This window comes from Streptomyces pyxinicus (assembly GCF_024753135.1).
Taxonomy (GTDB): Bacteria; Actinomycetota; Actinomycetes; order Streptomycetales; family Streptomycetaceae; genus Streptomyces; species Streptomyces pyxinicus.
In genome coordinates, this window is sequence record NZ_JANUGP010000020.1 from 14,804 (window position 1) to 30,555 (window position 15,752).

Sequence of the window (15,752 nt, forward strand, 5' to 3'; positions counted from 1 at the left end):
GAGGACGTGCCTAGGCCTTTTGCCTGTTGCGGCGGTTGGTGATGAGCATCGACGCCAGCACGAACAGCACGGCGAGCAGGAACATGGCCGTACCGATCACGTTGATCTGGACGGGCGTTCCGCGCTGCGCCGAGCCCCACACGAACATGGGGAAGGTGACGGTCGAGCCGGCGTTGAAGTTGGTGATGATGAAATCGTCGAAGGAGAGCGCGAAGGACAGCAGCGCGCCCGCGGCGATCCCGGGTGCCGCGATGGGCAGGGTGACCCGCAGGAAGGTCTGCACCGGTCCCGCGTACAGGTCCCGGGCGGCCTCCTCCAGGCGCGGGTCCATCGACATCACACGGGCCTTGACGGCGGTGACGACGAAGCTCAGGCAGAACATGATGTGGGCGATCAGGATCGTCCAGAAGCCGAGCGGCGCGCCCATGTTGAGGAACAGGGTGAGCAGCGAGGCGGCCATGACGACCTCGGGCATCGCCATCGGCAGGAAGATCAGCGAGTTGACGGCGCCGCGCGCCCGGAAGCGGTAGCGGACCAGCGCGAACGCGATCATCGTGCCGAGCAGGGTGGCCCCGAGCGTCGCCCAGACGGCGATCTGGAGGCTGAGGGAGAGCGAGCCGCACATGTCGGCGACGCCGCACGGATCCTGCCACGCGTCCGTGGAGAACTGCTGCCACTCGTAGTTGAAGCGCCCCTTCGGCTTGTTGAAGGAGAACACCGTGACGATGACGTTCGGCAGCAGCAGGTAGGCGAGCGTGATCAGGCCGGCGATGACGACCAGCCGGCGCTTGAGCCAGGTGAGGAAGGGCATCTAGACCAGGTCCTCCGTCCCGGATCGGCGGATGTAGATCGTGACCATGGCCAGGATCGCGGCCATGAGGATGAAGGACAGCGCGGCGGCGGTCGGATAGTCCAGGATGCGCAGGAACTGCGTCTGGATCACGTTGCCGATCATGCGGGTGTCGGTGGAGCCGAGCAGTTCGGAGTTGACGTAGTCGCCGGCCGCCGGGATGAAGGTCAGCAGGGTGCCGGAGACCACGCCGGGCATCGACAGCGGGAAGGTGACCTTGCGGAAGGTGGTCCAGGGCTTGGCGTACAGGTCGCCGGCGGCCTCGTGCAGGCGTCCGTCGATCCGCTCCAGCGAGGTGTAGAGCGGCAGGATCATGAACGGCAGGAAGTTGTACGTCAGTCCGCAGACCACCGCCAGCGGGGTGGCCAGGACCCGGTCGCCGGCCGTCCAGCCGAGGAAGTCGGTGAGGTCCAGGATGTGCAGCGAGTTCAGCGCGTGCACCACCGGGCCGTTGTCGGCGAGGATCGTCTTCCAGGCCAGGGTGCGGATCAGGAAGCTGGTGAAGAACGGCGCGATCACGAGGATCATGATCAGGTTGCGCCAGCGGCCGGCCCGGAAGGCGATCAGGTAGGCCAGCGGATAGCCCAGCAGCAGGCACAGCACGGTCGCGGCGGCGGCGTAGAACACCGAGCGCAGGAACTGCGGCCAGTACTCGGCGAGCGCGTCCCAGTAGGTCGCGAAGTGCCAGGTGACGTTGTAGCCGTCCTCCAGGGAGCCCGTCTGCACGGAGGTGGAGGCCTGGTAGATCATCGGCAGCGCGAAGAAGACGACCAGCCAGAGCATGCCGGGCAGCAGCAGCCAGTACGGGGTGAACCGGCCGCGTTTGCGCGGGGGCTTGCCCTCGGGTTCGGCGGGGGCGAGGGGCGGGGGCGCCTCGGTGAGGGTCGACATCAGGCGGCCGCCTCTTCCTCGGTGCCCGCGCCGATGTCCTGGGCGGCGTCCAGGCCGAAGGTGTGGGCCGGGCTCCAGTGCAGGACGACGTCGGCGCCGGGCACCAGGCGGCCGTCGCGCTCGACGTTCTGGACGTAGACCTCGAACTCGTCGCAGACCGGGGTGTCGATCACGTACTGGGTGGAGACGCCGATGAAACTCGCGTCGGCGATCTTGCCGGTGACGCGGTTGCGGCCCTCCGGGACGGTACCGGCGTCGTCGGCGTGGGTGAGGGCGATCTTCTCGGGGCGGACCCCGACCAGCACCTTGGCGCCGGCCGTCGTCGGGCCCGAACATCGCGCCTGGGGCAGCACCAGCTTGCCGCCGCCCGCCCTGAGCACGAGGTCGTCGCCGTTCTTGGTGTCGACCTCGGCCTCGATGAGGTTGGAGGTGCCGAGGAAGTTCGCGACGAAGGTGGTGTTCGGGTTCTCGTACAGCGCGCTGGGCGAGCCGAGCTGCTCGACGCGGCCCGCGTTCATCACGGCGACCGTGTCGGCCATGGTCATGGCCTCCTCCTGGTCGTGCGTGACGTGCACGAAGGTGATGCCGACCTCGGTCTGGATGCGCTTCAGCTCCAGCTGCATCTGGCGGCGCAGCTTGAGGTCGAGGGCGCCGAGCGGCTCGTCGAGCAGCAGCACCCGGGGGTGGTTGATCAGGGCGCGGGCGACCGCGACGCGCTGCTGCTGGCCGCCGGAGAGCTGGTGCGGCTTCTTGCGCGCCTGCTCGCCGAGCTGCACCAGGTCCAGCATCTCCTCCACCTGCTTCTTCACGCTCTTCAGACCGCGCCGGCGCAGACCGAAGGCGACGTTCTCGAAGATGTCCAGGTGCGGGAAGAGCGCGTAGGACTGGAAGACCGTGTTCACCGGCCGCTTGTACGGCGGCAGGTGCGTGACGTCCTGGTCGCCGAGGCACACGGTGCCGCTGCTCGGGTCCTCCAGGCCGGCGATCATGCGCAGCGTGGTGGTCTTGCCGCAGCCGGACGCGCCGAGCAGGGCGAAGAAGGAGCCCTCGGGGACGGTCAGGTCCAGCGGCTGTACGGCGGTGAAGCCGTTGTCGTAGGTCTTGGAGATGCCGGAGAGGCGGACGTCGCCGCTGTTGTCCGGTGTCGTCTTCATCGTCGTCACGCCCCTGTGAGCTTCGCGAACTTCTCTTCGTAGGCCGTCTCTTCCTTCTGGCTCAGCGAGCGGAAGGCATGGGAGCGGGCCTGCATGGCCTTGTCGGGAACGATCAGCGGATTGTTCGCCGCGTCCTTGTCGATCTTCGTAAGGTAGGGCTTCACGCCGTCGACCGGAGTCACGTAGTTGATGTAGGCGGCGAGCGCCGCGGCCTGCTCGGGCTCGTAGTAGAAGTCGATCAGCCGCTCGGCGTTCGTCTTGTGCCGCGCCTTGTTGGGGACGCACAGGTTGTCGGTCGACGTCATGTAACCGCTGTCGGGGATCACGAAATCCACGTCGGGGCTGTCCGACTTGAGCTGGACCACGTCTCCGGCCCAGGCGACGCAGGCCGCGAGGTCGCCCTTGGTGAGGTCGGAGGTGTAGTCGTTGCCGGTGAAGCGGCGGATCTGGCCCTTGTCGACGGCCTTCTGGAGGCGGGCGATCGCCGCGTCGTAGTCGTCGTCGGTGAAGTGCGCCGGGTCCTTGCCCATGTCGAGCAGGGTCATCCCGATGGAGTCGCGCATCTCGGACAGGAACCCGACCCGGCCCTTGAGCCTGGGGTTGTCCAGCAGGTCCGACACCGACTTCACCTCGATGCCGTCCAGCGCCTTCTTGTTGTAGGCGATGACGGTCGAGATGCCCTGCCAGGGGTACGAGTAGGCCCGCCCCGGGTCCCAGTCCGGGTTGCGGAACTGGGGCGAGAGGTTCGCGTAGGCGTGCGGCAGGTTCGAGGGGTCCAGCTTCTGCACCCAGCCGAGCCGGATCAGCCGGGCGGCCAGCCAGTCGGTCAGGACGATGAGGTCCCGCCCGGTGTCCTGGCCCGCGGCGAGCTGCGGCTTGATCTTGCCGAAGAACTCGTTGTTGTCGTTGATGTCCTCGGTGTAGTCGACCGTGATCCCGGTGCGCTTGCGGAACGTCTCCAGGGTCGGGTGGTGCTTGCCGCTGTCGTCGACGTCGATGTACTCGGTCCAGTTCGAGAAGTTCACCTTCTTGTCCTGGGCCGAGTGGTCCTCGGCGGACGTGCCGCCCTGGGTCTTGCCGGCTGCGGGGATCCCGCAGCCGGCCAGCGCCCCGATGCCGCCGGCCGCGAGCGCGCCGCCGGCGGAGGCGCGCAGCAGGGACCGGCGGGTCATGGCCGCCCGGCCATCGCGCAGGCTGCGCCGCATGGCGGCCGCTTGGGCCGGGGTCAGGCGGTCGGGCTCGTACTGCTCCATGCGTGTGCTGCCCTTTCGGGAGGGTTCGGCCGGGTCACTGGCCTGTCTGCTGCTGACGGTCCCCGAAGACGGTGCGGTGCCAGTCCTTCTCGGCCACCGCGGTGTTGTCGAACATTACGTGTTTGACCTGCGTGTACTCCTCGAACGAGTACGCCGACATGTCCTTGCCGAAGCCAGAGGCCTTGTAGCCGCCGTGCGGCATCTCGCTGATGATCGGGATGTGGTCGTTGATCCAGACGCAGCCCGCCTTGATCTCGCGGGTGGCCCGGTTCGCGCGGTAGACGTTCGTGGTCCACGCGGAGGCGGCCAGGCCGTACGGGGTGTCGTTGGCCAGCCGGATGCCCTCATCATCACTGTCGAACGGCAGCACGACCAGTACCGGGCCGAAGATCTCCGACTGGACGATCTCGCTGTCCTGGGCCGCGTCCGCGACCAGGGTGGGCCGGTAGTAGGCGCCCTTGGCCAGGTCGCCCTGGGGGGCCTCGCCGCCGGTCACCACGCGCGCGTAGCCGTGCGCCCGCTCCACGAAGCCGGCCACCCGGTCGCGCTGGACGTGCGAGATGAGCGGCCCGAGGTCGGTGCCGGCCGCGAAGGGGTCGCCGAGGCGCACGGTCTCCATCAGGGCGGCGACGCGCTCCACGAAGGCGTCGTGGAGGGGGCGCTGCACGTACACGCGCGTGGCGGCCGTGCAGTCCTGCCCGGTGTTGATCAGCGAGCCGGCGACCGCGCCGTGGGCGGCGGCCTCCAGGTCGGCGTCGTCGAAGACCACGAACGGCGCCTTGCCGCCCAGCTCCAGGTGGAGCCGCTTGACGGTGGCGGTGGCGATCTCGGCGACCCGCTTGCCGACGGCGGTGGACCCGGTGAAGGAGGTCATGGCCACGTCGGGGTGGCCGACGAGGTGCTCGCCCGCCTCCCGGCCGGTACCGGTGACGATGTTGATCACGCCGTCCGGGAGGCCCGCGTCGGTGGCGGCCTGGGCGAAGAGCAGCGAGGTGAGCGGGGTCAGCTCGGCCGGCTTCAGGACGATCGTGTTGCCGGCGGCGATCGCCGGGAGGATCTTCCAGGCGGCCATCTGGAGCGGGTAGTTCCAGGGCGCGATGGAGCCGACGACGCCGATGGGCTCGCGGCGCACGTAGGAGGTGTGGTCGCCGGAGTACTCGCCGGCCGACTGCCCCTGGAGGTGCCGGGCGGCACCGGCGAAGAAGGCGGTGTTGTCGACGGTCCCCGGCACGTCGAACTCGCGGGTCAGCTTCAGCGGCTTGCCGCACTGGAGCGACTCGGCGCGGGCGAAGTCCTCGGCACGCTCGGCGAGCACGGCGGCGAACCGGTGCAGGGCGTCCGAGCGCTCGCCCGGGGTGGCCCCCGACCAGCCCGGGAACGCGGCGCGCGCGGCGGCTACGGCGGCGTCGACGTCCTCGGTGCCGGCCAGCTCGTAGGTGTACACCTCGTCACCGGTGGCCGGGTCGATCACGGCGTGGGTGCGGCCGGACGTGCCCTTCGTCAGGCGGCCGGCGATGAACTGCGCGCCCTCGGCGAATCGCTCCTGCGCGGGGAATCGTTCCGGGGTGGCGGTGCCCGGGTTCTGCATGTCGCTCTCCTCCGCCGTTTCGCCCCGTCCCGGGGGGTGGGTGGCGTAGCTCCAGCTCGAATTGAGTGCCGATCCTGACAGAGCAGTGGCACTCCAACAAGTGATTCCGTTGTTGCCTTTTGGTTACGCGACGGAATCTGTCGACCAGGTGTCGAGTCCGGGCGGAAAAGGACGGACGGTGTGTCAGTGGTGCGTGCCACACTCGCGTGCATGGAAACGACCGCTGGGCTGGACGCCCTGATCAGGCAGGTCCGTGCGGGGTCCCGGATCAAATATCTCCACTTCTGGGGCCACCGGCCACTGCCGGACGGACGGCTCGGCGCGAGCTGTCTGAGCCAGTGGTGGCCGTCACTCTTCGTGGTCGACGGGGTCGGGTACGCGACGGCCGAGCACTGGATGATGGCCGCCAAGGCCCGCCTCTTCGGCGACGCGGAGGCGGAGCGGCGGGTGCTGGCCGCCGGGCACCCCGCCGAGGCCAAGAAGGCGGGCCGCCTCGTGCGCGGGTTCGACGAGGCGATATGGCGGCGGGAGCGGTTCCGGATCGTGGTCGAGGGCAGCGTGCACAAGTTCGCCGCCGACGCCGCTCTGCGCGCCTTCCTGCTGGGCACGGGCGAGCGGGTGCTGGTGGAGGCGAGCCCGGTGGACCGCGTGTGGGGCATCGGCCTGGCGGCGACGGACGACGCCGCGTCGGACCCGGAGCGGTGGCGGGGGCCGAACCTGCTGGGGTTCGCGCTGATGGAGGCGCGGGAGCGGCTGGCGAGGGGCTAGAGGGAGCGCCGCGGTACCGCGGTCGCCGGTCGGCTCAGGTGCTGACGGCGATGAAGGCCGCGAAGAGGCCGACGACCAGGACGATGCCCACGGCACCGCAGATGAGGCCGGCCAGGGCCACGCCCGGGTTGGTGGCCTCGCCCCGGCGGGCCTTCGCCCGGCCGATCACGCCGAAGACGACGGCCAGGATGCCGAGCACCAGCGCCACCGGGTACAGCAGGAACCCGGCCGCCGCCAGGATGCCCAGCACCAGGGAAGCCGTGCCCAGGCCGTTGCTCGGGGGCAGGGCCATGCCGGGCCAGCCGTAGCCGGGTGCGGGGGCCGGGTAAGGGGTGAGGCCGTATGCCTGCTGCTGGTGCGGCTGCCCGGGGTAGCCGTAGGAGGCGGGGGCGTTCGGGTAGCCGTACGGCACCTGGCCCGGTCCGTCGGGGGCGATGGGCGGGGGCGGGACCGCCTCCACTCCGCCGTACGGCGTGGGGGCGGGCGGGGCGTAGGGGTTCGCCGGTCCGGTCGGTGGCGCGTAGGGGTTCGCTGCCGTGGCCGGTGGGGCGTAGGGGTGGGCCGGGGGTGTGGCGGGGCCTGCGGGGCCGGCCCAGGGGGCGGAGGGCACCGGCCCGCCCGGTGTCCCGGGGCCCGTCGGCAGGGAGGTCAGCGTCTGCTGGTCGTGGACGGGGGTGGGCGGCGTGCGGTCGGCCGGGGGCGCGGTCGGCTTCGCCAGGGACACGTGAGGCGGCCTCGGCGCGTCCGCTGGGGATTGCTCCGGCGGTGTGGACACCTCGTCGGACATGCTCGCGGACCCCCTCGCTGGACGTCCTGTCATGCTACGGGCAGGCCGGGGCCGGTTCGGACCGGGGCCTACGATGTTCCCCGCTCGACCGATCAGCCGATCACCGCGCCCGGAGCCGTACCGCTCCGCGAGCGCCCGTCCCGGGGAGGACCCCATGACCGACAGCAGCACCGTACCCGCCACCGGCACCGCCGACCGTGACCTGCGGGCGTTCATCGCCGGGCTGCCGAAGGCCGAACTGCACGTCCACCACGTGGGCTCCGCCTCCCCGCGCATCGTCTCCGAGCTGGCCGCCCGGCACCCCGACTCCAAGGTGCCCACGGACCCCGGAGCCCTGGTCGACTACTTCACGTTCACCGACTTCGCGCACTTCATCGAGGTGTACCTGTCGGTGGTGGACCTGATCCGCACCCCGGAGGACGTCCGGCTGCTCACCTACGAGGTGGCCCGCGACCTGGCCCGCCAGCAGGTGCGCTACGCCGAGCTGACCATCACCCCCTTCTCCTCCACCCGGCGCGGTATCGAGGAGACGGCGTTCATGGCGGCGATCGAGGACGCGCGCAAGGCGGCCGAGTCCGAGTTCGGCACCGTACTGCGCTGGTGCTTCGACATCCCCGGCGAGGCCGGCCTGGAAGCCGCCGAGGAGACCGCGCGGCTGGCCACCGACGACCGGGTCCGCCCGGAGGGCCTGGTGTCCTTCGGGCTCGGCGGTCCGGAGATCGGGGTGCCCCGGCCGCAGTTCAAGCCCTACTTCGACCGGGCCATCGCGGCCGGCCTGCACTCCGTCCCGCACGCCGGTGAGACGACCGGCCCGGAGACGGTGTGGGACGCGCTGACCGAGCTGCGCGCCGAGCGCATCGGGCACGGCACCAGCTCCGCGCGGGACCCGAAGCTGCTCGCCCACCTCGCCGAGCGGCGGATCCCGCTGGAGGTGTGCCCGACGTCCAACATCGCGACCCGCGCGGTCCGCACCCTGGACGAGCACCCGATCAAGGACTTCACGCGGGCCGGGGTGCTGGTCACGATCAACTCGGACGACCCGCCGATGTTCGGCACCGACCTGAACAACGAGTACGCGGTGGCCGCCCGGCTGCTCGACCTGGACGAGCGGGGACTCGCCGGCCTCGCCAGGAACGCGGTGGAGGCGTCGTTCCTGGACGCGCCGGGCAAGGCGCGGATCGCGGCGGAGATCGACACGTACACCGCGGCCTGGCTGGCCGGCTGACGGGCGCGGTCGCGGGCGCGGGGCGGCTCGGCGGCCACAATGGGGGCATGCAGACCGTGACCGCCGTGGCGCACCGCGGCGACCCCTACCGTTTCCGAGAGAACACGATCGACTCGCTGCGTTCCGCGCTCGACCAGGGCGCGGACGCGGTCGAGGTGGACGTGCGGCTCACCCGTGACGGCGTACCCGTGCTGCTGCACGACGACACGCTCCAGCGGCTGTGGGGGGTGGACCGGCCGCTGCGGGCGCTGTCCGCCGAGGAGGTGCGCGGGCTCACGGCGGGCGGGGTGCCGGCTCTCGCGGAGGCGCTGGCCGCGACCGGGGACAGCCGGGTGCTGGTGGACCTGTGCGGGCGGGTGGACCGCCGCTGCGTGGAGCGGGTCCTCGACGTGGTCCGGCAGAGCGGGGCGCGGGATCGCGTCTACTACTGCGCGGGCGCCGAGGCGATGCTGGCCGTCCGCGCGGCCGACCCGGCCGCGGAGATCGCCCTGACCTGGACGTCCCTGGCCCCGCCCCGGCCCGCCCTGCTGGCCGCGATCCGCCCGCGCTGGCTCAACTACCGTTTCTCCCTGGTCACCCGGGACCTCGCGGCCCACGTCCACCGCACCGGCCACCTCCTCTCCACCTGGACCCCCGACACCCGCCGCTCGATGCGCCGCCTGCTGACCCTGGGCGCCGACTCGATCACCACCAACCGGGTGGACCTTCTGCACGCGTTGCGCGCCGAGGGGAGCTAGTCCGCCTCCGTCAGAGCTTCCAGGCGCTTGGTCCTCCAGGCCATGAGGCCGGGCAGGTGCTCCGGCACGGCCAGGGCGCGCGGCGCGCCGTTGTTGAGCGTGTTCAAAAATGTGGATCGGGGGTCACCCGGACTGGCTGCCGGGGCCGTTCGGCCCTGGGGTGCGGGCGGTGCGCGCAGGAGGCTGGGTGCGCTGCACCGGAACGATCCGAAGGAGTGGAGCACATGACTGCCAGCGAGACCGGCACCCGGGCCCGTACTCGTACCCGCACCCCCGACGTCAGCGGCGCCGTACGGCTGCGGGCCGAGGGTGAGGTGGGCGAGGACGAGCTGGGCTATCTCAGGGAGAAGGTCGACGCCGTGCTCGGCCGGGCCGGGCTGCCGCCGGTCACCGGTGAGGTGCGCGTCACCCGGGCCGACGCCCCCTACCTCGGCCGGCCCTGGTCGGTCGGCGCGGAGATCCGGGTCGGCCGCACCCTCGTCGTCGCGCACGCCCGGGAGGCGACCGCCCGGGAACTCGCGGACCGGCTCCAGGACCGGCTGCGCTGCCGTGTCGACCGGGTCGTGCACCGCGCGGACACCGGCCGCCGTACGGCCACCCCGCCGCCGTGGCGGGGCGGACCGGAGCGCTGACCGCACCCGGTCGAGGAGGCGGGGAGGCCCCGGCCGGCCCTGTTGTGAGGAGGAACCACCGTGACCAGTCGCACCGTTGGCGAGGTGATGACCGGCGACGTCGTCCGGGTGCGGGCGACGACACCGTTCGAGGTGGTGGTCCGGCTGCTGGACCGGCACCGGATCGGCGGGCTGCCGGTCGTGGACCGGGACGACAAGGTGGTGGGCGTGATCTCGGGCACCGACCTGGTGCGCGAGCAGGCCGCCCGGCACCACGGCCCGCCGGGTCCCGACCGCACCGCGCGGGAGCTGATGACGAGCCCCGCGATCACCGTGCATCCCGAGCAACGGGTGCCGGACGCCGCCCGGTTGATGGAGCGGCGCGGGGTGGAACGGCTGCCGGTGGTGGACGAGGAGGACCGGCTCATCGGCATCGCCACCCGGCGCGATCTGCTGCGGGTCTTCCTGCGCGCGGACGGTGACATCCGCCGGCAGGTGACCGACGAGATCGTGACCGGCGAACTGGGCCTGCCCGCCGACGCCGTGCTGGTGTCCGTGCGGGACGGTGTCGTCACCCTGAAGGGGCGGGTGGAGCTGCGCAGTGACGTGCCCCTGGCGGTGCACGCGGCCTGGCGGCTCGACGGGGTGATCGGCGTGGTGAACCTGCTGAGCCATCGGGTGGACGACGCGTCCGGAGCCGCCGTGGGGTGATCAACAGGCAAGCGGCAGACCTGGAGGGCGGTCCCCTTGGCGGGGCCGCCCTCCGTCGCGTCTCCGGTTCGTCACCCGTGCGGGACCACCGCGACCGGGGCGGTGGCGTGCTGGAGCACCGCGTCCGTCACCGGCCCGATGTGCGTCGCCAGGGCCGGGCGCCGGCCGGTGCGGCCGACGACCAGCAGGCAGGCGTCCCGTGCGGCATCCACCAGGTGCGCGGCGGCCGTGCCGACCACGGGCTGCCGGGCGACCCGGACGTCCGGGTACTTGTCCTGCCAGGCGCGCAGGGCCTCGGTGAGCCGTTGCCGGGTGCGGCCCGCGGGGTCGTCGCCGTGCACGACCCGGAGGGGGGCGGTACGGCGGGAGGCGGCGTCGAAGGCGAAGCCGAGCACCGTGTCGTCCGGACCGGCGGGGCCCACCCCCACCACCACGTCGCCCTGGCCGGTACGGTCCTCGTCGTCGCCGGGGCGGACCAGCACCACCGGGCGGCCGGAGCGGGCCACCGCGGCGCGGGCGAGCGAGCCGAGCAGCAGTCCGGTGGCCCGGCCGGAGCCCCGGGAGCCCAGCACCAGCAGCCCGCCGTCCGCGCCGGCGCCGGTCAGGGCGGCGGCGAGTGGCCCGCACCGGCTCTCGGTGGTGACCGTGAGCCCCGGATACCGGCGGGCCAGGGTGTCCCGGGCCGCCGCGAGCAGGGCGGCGGACCGGTCCCGGTCCGGCGGCGGTACGACGCCCGCCACCGCGTCCGCGAGAACCGCCGACGGCTGGTCCCAGGCGTGCACGAGCCGCAGGACCGTACCGCGCGAAAGGGCTTCGCGGGCCGCCCAGTCGGCGGCGGCGAGGCTTCCCGGGCCGCCGCCCACGCCGGCGGTCACGCACCCGGCGGTCTCACACCCGGTCGCGCCCTCGACGCCGGTCACGACCGCGTCCCGAGGCCGTGGTCGAGGCCGAGGTCGAAGACGATGCGGGCCTTGACCTGGCCGCTCAGCACCTCGTCGACGCAGTCGTTGACGGCGGCGAGCGGACGCGTCTCGTACACGACCTTCGTACGGCCCGCCGCGTGCAGGGCGAACACCTCCGCCAGGTCCTGCCGGGTGCCGACGATGGAGCCGATCACGGAGGTGCCGCCCAGTACGGTGTCGAAGATCGGGACCTGGAGGGTGCCGTGGGCCGGCAGCGCGACCATGACCAGCCTGCCGCCGCGCCGCAGGCCGGAGTTGACGGCCTGGAACGCCCTCGGGTCCACCGCGAGGGCGAGCGCCACATGTGCGCCGCCGTGCTTGCGCAGCTCGCCGGCCACTTCCTGGGTACGGGCGTCGATGACGAGGTCGGCGCCGAGTTCCCGGGCCAGTTCGAGCTTGTCGTCGGTGACGTCGATCGCCGCGACGGTGGCCCCGGCGATCTTCGCGTACTGCACGGCCAGGTGCCCGAGCCCGCCGACCCCGGAGACGGCGACGAGCTGCGCGGGCCGCACGCCGGCGACCTTGAGCGCCTTGTACGTCGTCACGCCGGCGCAGGTCAGCGGGGCCGCGTCGAACGGGCTCACGCCGTCCGGCACCGGCTGCGCGAAGTCGGCGCGGGCCAGCATCTTCTCGGCGTACCCGCCGTCGCGGCCGTACCCGGTGTTGACCTGCTGCTCGCACAGGGTCTCCCAGCCGGACAGGCAGTGCTCGCAGCGCCCGCAGGCCGAGCCGAGCCAGGGCACGGCGACCCGTTGCCCGACGGTGAGGTGGGTGACGCCGGGGCCCAGTTCCTCGACCAGACCGACGCCCTCGTGGCCCGGCACGAACGGCGGGACCGGCTTGAGGGGCCAGTCGCCGTGCGCGGCGTGGATGTCGGTGTGGCACAGCCCGGACGCCTCCAGGCGGACCCGCACCTCGCCGGGGCCGGGTTCCGGGTCGGGGCGGTCCTCCAGCGTGAGGGGCGCGCCGAACGCGCGGACGACAGCTGCCTTCATGGTCTGTTCTCCTTGCCGGGGCCTGCTGGCGCCGAGTCGGCGTCGGCGGTCAGTCGTGCGGGACGACGGCGACGGGGGCGGCCGAGTGGTGCAGCACGGCGTGGGTGACCGGACCGACGTGGGTGCCGTACCCGGCCGGGCGCCGGCGGCGGCCCACGACCACCAGGGACGCGTCGCGCGCGGCCTCGATCATCCGCAGCGACGGGCTCGCGAACTCGCACTCCTCGACGACCTCGACGGAGGGGTACTTGTGCCGCCAGGGCTTGAGGACCTCGCTCAGCGCGGCCTTCTCCTGCGCGGCGATCTCCTGGTCAAGGGTGGGGTCGGCGGCGAACCCGTAGACGTAGTACGGCGGCATGTTCCAGGCGCGCACGGCCCGTACCGACGTCTCGCGGCGGACAGCCTCCTCGAAGGCGAACGCGAACAGCGCGTCGTGCGGTGCCGCCGTGTCCACGCCGAGGACCACCGGCCGGAAGGGCGTGCGCTCGGACGGGGTGCCCGCGGTGTCCGGCTCGTGCTCGTCGGCCGCCCGCTCCCCCGCCCGCACCAGGACGACGGGCCGGCCGGCGTGCGCGACGACCGACAGGCCGACCGAGCCGACCAGGAAGCCGCCGATGCCGCTCAGCCCCCGGGAGCCCAGTACCAGCAGCTCCGACTCCTCGGCGGCCTCGGCCAGCACGGCGGCGGAGGCGCCGTCGAGCTGCTCGGTGCGGATCTCCAGGCCGGGGTGGGCTGTGCGCAGTTCGGCGGCGGCCTCCCGCGGGATCCGCTCGGTCCAGTGCCGGTGCGTCTCGGCGCCGAGCAACGGGGCCTGGGCCATGGGCCCCGGCACCGGCTCCCACACGTGCACCAGCCTCAGCGGCAGCCCGCGCAGCCGGGCCTCGCGGGCCGCCCAGTCCGCGGCGGTGCGGCTCTCCGGGGATCCGTCGAGGCCCACGGTGACGGTGCGGGACATGACGTCCACCTCCTGCTTGTCCGGTATCCGGCCCCTTCTTTGGGGCCACTGCCAGCTTCTCGGGCGGCGCGTGGCGGGGGCAGGGCCCTGAAGTCCTGCCGCGCGGGTCCGACCGGCCCTAAGGCGCCCAGGGCGACCGGATGTGCTCGGTTCGGGGCGTGTCGTGGACGTGTTCGTCGATTGTTCGAGCGCTTTCCGGGCAGCGGACGTCCATGACGCGACAAGGCAGGGCGCGGGCGCGTCATATGCGCTGGGATGTCCGCAGGCATGCCGGGTGAGCATGGCGGGCGACGGTGCGGGGTAGGGATGAACGCTTTCGTGGAGGGGCCGGCCCGTCCGGCGGGCCCCGCGGTCCTGGAGCACTGCCGGTGCGGCGCCCGCCTGCCACAGGCGACCCCCTCGGCGGCCGAGGAGCGGTTCCGCGGACTGCTGGAGGCGGCGCCGGACGCCATGGTCATCGTCGACGACACCGGCACCATCCGGCTGGTCAACGCCCAGACCGAGGCGCTGTTCGGCTACCGGCGCGAGGAACTGCTCGGCTGCCCGGTCGAGGTCCTCGTACCGAACCGCTTCCAGCCCCACCACACCCGGCACCGTGACGGCTACACGCACAACCGGCAGGTGCGCCCGATGGGTGCCGGGCTGGAACTGCACGGGCTGCGCAAGGACGGCACCGAGTTCCCCGTCGAGATCAGCCTGAGCCCGCTGGAGACGGCGGACGGCCTGCTGGTGTCGGCGGCGGTGCGCGACGTCAGCGACCGCAAGGCGGCCGAGGCCCGGATCAACGAGCTGGCCGCGCTCGTGGAGTCCTCCCAGGACGCCATCCTCGCCAAGACGCTCGACGGGTACATCACCTACTGGAACGCGGCGGCGGCCCGGCTGTACGGCTACACCCCCGAGGAGGCCATCGGGCGGCACGTGTCGATGCTCGCCCAGACCGAACTGCACGACGACATCGCGGTGTTGCTCAAGCGGCTGCGGCACGGGGAGCGGATCGAGCACTTCGAGACGCTGCGGGTCACCCGGTCGGGCTCGCTGCTGGACGTCGACGTCACGCTGTGGCCGACCCGGGACACCTGCGGCACGGTCGTCGGGGCGTGCGCGATCGTCCGGGACATCAGCGACCGCAAGCGCGCCGAGGCCGAGCTGACGGCCCTGCTGGAACAGCAGCGGCACATCGCCCTCACCCTGCAGCGCAGCCTCATGGGCACCCCGCCGGCGCTGCCCGGCCTGGACACCGCCAGCCGGTACCGGCCCGCCACCCAGGGCGCCGGGGTGGGCGGTGACTGGTTCGACCTGATACCGCTGGGTGCCGGGCGGGTCGGGGTGCTGATCGGCGACGTGATGGGCCGGGGTCTGGAAGCGGCGGCGGTGATGGGCCAGTTGAGGTCGGCCGCGCACGCGCTCGCCAAGACCGGGATGCAGCCCCGCCAGCTGATGCAGGCGCTGGACACCGTGGTGGCGGACCTGGACGTCCCCGACCAGCTGGTGACCTGCTGCTACCTGGTCATCGCACCGGACGCGGGCACGGTCACGGTGTGTTCGGCGGGGCATCTGCCGACGCTGGTCGTCGGCCCCTGGGAGGGCGTGCGGTCCCTGCCGGCGCCGGTCAACGCGCCGCTCGGTGTGGGCGGGATCCTCTACGAGCAGTCCTGTACCGAGATGGCGCCCGGTGCCACGCTCGTGCTCTACACCGACGGCCTCATCGAGACGCCCGACTGCGACATCGAGACCCGGATCGACGACCTGGCCACCGTGCTCGACACGTTCTTCCGGCGCTTCCCCGGCCTGGAGGCGGCGGCCGACCACGTGCTGTCCGCCCTGCTGCCCGACGCCGAGGGCCACAACGACGACGTCACCCTGCTGCTGGCCCAGCTCCCGGCCGCGCCGCTGGCCGCCGTCACCACGGCACTGCCCGCGACACCGTCCGCCGTCCCGGAGGGGCGGGCCTTCCTGCGCCGGACGCTCACCGCGTGGGAGTGCGCCACGCCGGCCGACGACGCCCTGCTCCTGCTCTCGGAGACCCTCACCAACGCCGTCCAGCACGCCGAGGGCCCGCTCGCGCTCCGGCTGTGCCGTACGGCCACCGACCTCACCGTCGAGGTGGGCGACCGCAGCCCCCAACTCCCCCGGCCCCGCACCGCCGCCGAGGACGAGGAATCCGGCCGCGGCCTCCTCCTGGTCCGCACCCTGGCCGACAGCTGGGGGGTACGCCCGACGGACGAGGGGAAGACGACCTGGTTCACGGTGAAGCTGTGAGCGGTG

The 15,752-nt window shown here is 72.6% G+C and carries 14 protein-coding genes and 1 pseudogene; 6 read left to right on the plus strand and 9 right to left on the minus strand.

Annotation, left to right across the window (positions count from 1 at the left end; all coding sequences use genetic code 11):
- Positions 1-10: 10 nt before the first annotated feature.
- The 5 genes from NX794_RS23725 to NX794_RS23745 are packed head-to-tail and all read right to left on the minus strand — an operon-like array spanning position 11 to position 5,736.
- A complete protein-coding gene (locus NX794_RS23725) occupies positions 11-811 on the minus strand; it encodes an ABC transporter permease (protein WP_258780835.1) in 801 nt (266 codons plus the stop codon).
- The gene (locus tag NX794_RS23730; RefSeq protein WP_258780836.1) at positions 812-1,741 is read right to left on the minus strand and encodes an ABC transporter permease; all 930 of its coding nucleotides are present in this window, start codon (positions 1,739-1,741) and stop codon (positions 812-814) included.
- Complete coding sequence (locus NX794_RS23735; RefSeq protein ID WP_258780837.1) at positions 1,741-2,904, minus strand: ABC transporter ATP-binding protein; 1,164 nt, start codon at positions 2,902-2,904, stop codon at positions 1,741-1,743. The genes NX794_RS23730 and NX794_RS23735 overlap by 1 nt, the downstream gene beginning before the upstream one ends.
- A complete protein-coding gene (locus NX794_RS23740; RefSeq protein ID WP_258780838.1) occupies positions 2,901-4,148 on the minus strand; it encodes a polyamine ABC transporter substrate-binding protein in 1,248 nt (415 codons plus the stop codon). Before NX794_RS23740 ends, NX794_RS23735 begins: the two co-directional genes overlap by 4 nt.
- A gap of 34 nt (positions 4,149-4,182) precedes the next feature.
- Entirely contained in the window at positions 4,183-5,736 is a 1,554-nt protein-coding gene (locus tag NX794_RS23745; RefSeq protein ID WP_258780839.1) for a gamma-aminobutyraldehyde dehydrogenase, read from the minus strand.
- A gap of 210 nt (positions 5,737-5,946) precedes the next feature.
- Here NX794_RS23745 and ybiA point away from each other — a divergent pair, with 210 nt between their 5' ends.
- Positions 5,947-6,504, plus strand: a complete 558-nt coding sequence (gene ybiA / locus NX794_RS23750) for a riboflavin biosynthesis intermediates N-glycosidase (RefSeq protein WP_258780840.1) — start codon at positions 5,947-5,949, stop codon at positions 6,502-6,504.
- A gap of 34 nt (positions 6,505-6,538) precedes the next feature.
- Here the strand turns inward: ybiA and NX794_RS35930 are convergent, their stop codons facing one another.
- Positions 6,539-7,228 (minus strand): DUF4190 domain-containing protein, encoded by a 690-nt coding sequence (locus NX794_RS35930; RefSeq protein WP_309506017.1) that lies wholly within the window; start codon positions 7,226-7,228, stop codon positions 6,539-6,541.
- A gap of 162 nt (positions 7,229-7,390) precedes the next feature.
- Between NX794_RS35930 and NX794_RS23760 the strand changes: the two are divergent.
- From NX794_RS23760 to NX794_RS23775, 4 genes and pseudogenes are all read left to right on the plus strand, one after another.
- Positions 7,391-8,516: pseudogene (locus NX794_RS23760) on the plus strand (adenosine deaminase).
- Between the two features lie 47 nt (positions 8,517-8,563).
- Positions 8,564-9,253 carry a glycerophosphodiester phosphodiesterase gene (locus NX794_RS23765; protein ID WP_258780843.1) on the plus strand — a complete coding sequence of 230 codons (690 nt, stop codon included), beginning with the start codon at positions 8,564-8,566 and terminating at the stop codon, positions 9,251-9,253.
- A 224-nt stretch (positions 9,254-9,477) separates the two neighbouring features.
- Positions 9,478-9,885 (plus strand): hypothetical protein, encoded by a 408-nt coding sequence (locus NX794_RS23770; protein WP_258780845.1) that lies wholly within the window; start codon positions 9,478-9,480, stop codon positions 9,883-9,885.
- A 60-nt stretch (positions 9,886-9,945) separates the two neighbouring features.
- The gene (locus tag NX794_RS23775) at positions 9,946-10,575 is read left to right on the plus strand and encodes a CBS domain-containing protein (RefSeq protein ID WP_258780846.1); all 630 of its coding nucleotides are present in this window, start codon (positions 9,946-9,948) and stop codon (positions 10,573-10,575) included.
- Between the two features lie 71 nt (positions 10,576-10,646).
- On the opposite strand, the gene NX794_RS23780 is transcribed toward NX794_RS23775, so the two are convergent.
- From NX794_RS23780 to NX794_RS23790, 3 genes are read right to left on the minus strand one after another with little or no spacing between them, the layout of a single operon-like run.
- Positions 10,647-11,495, minus strand: a complete 849-nt coding sequence (locus NX794_RS23780; protein ID WP_258780847.1) for a universal stress protein — start codon at positions 11,493-11,495, stop codon at positions 10,647-10,649.
- Positions 11,492-12,532, minus strand: a complete 1,041-nt coding sequence (locus tag NX794_RS23785; protein ID WP_258780848.1) for a zinc-dependent alcohol dehydrogenase — start codon at positions 12,530-12,532, stop codon at positions 11,492-11,494. Before NX794_RS23785 ends, NX794_RS23780 begins: the two co-directional genes overlap by 4 nt.
- Positions 12,533-12,581: 49 nt before the next feature.
- On the minus strand, positions 12,582-13,487 hold the full coding sequence (locus NX794_RS23790) for a universal stress protein (RefSeq protein WP_258780849.1): 906 nt from the start codon (positions 13,485-13,487) through the stop codon (positions 12,582-12,584).
- 306 nt (positions 13,488-13,793) lie between these two features.
- Here NX794_RS23790 and NX794_RS23795 point away from each other — a divergent pair, with 306 nt between their 5' ends.
- Complete coding sequence (locus NX794_RS23795; protein WP_258780850.1) at positions 13,794-15,746, plus strand: PAS domain S-box protein; 1,953 nt, start codon at positions 13,794-13,796, stop codon at positions 15,744-15,746.
- Positions 15,747-15,752: the final 6 nt, after the last annotated feature.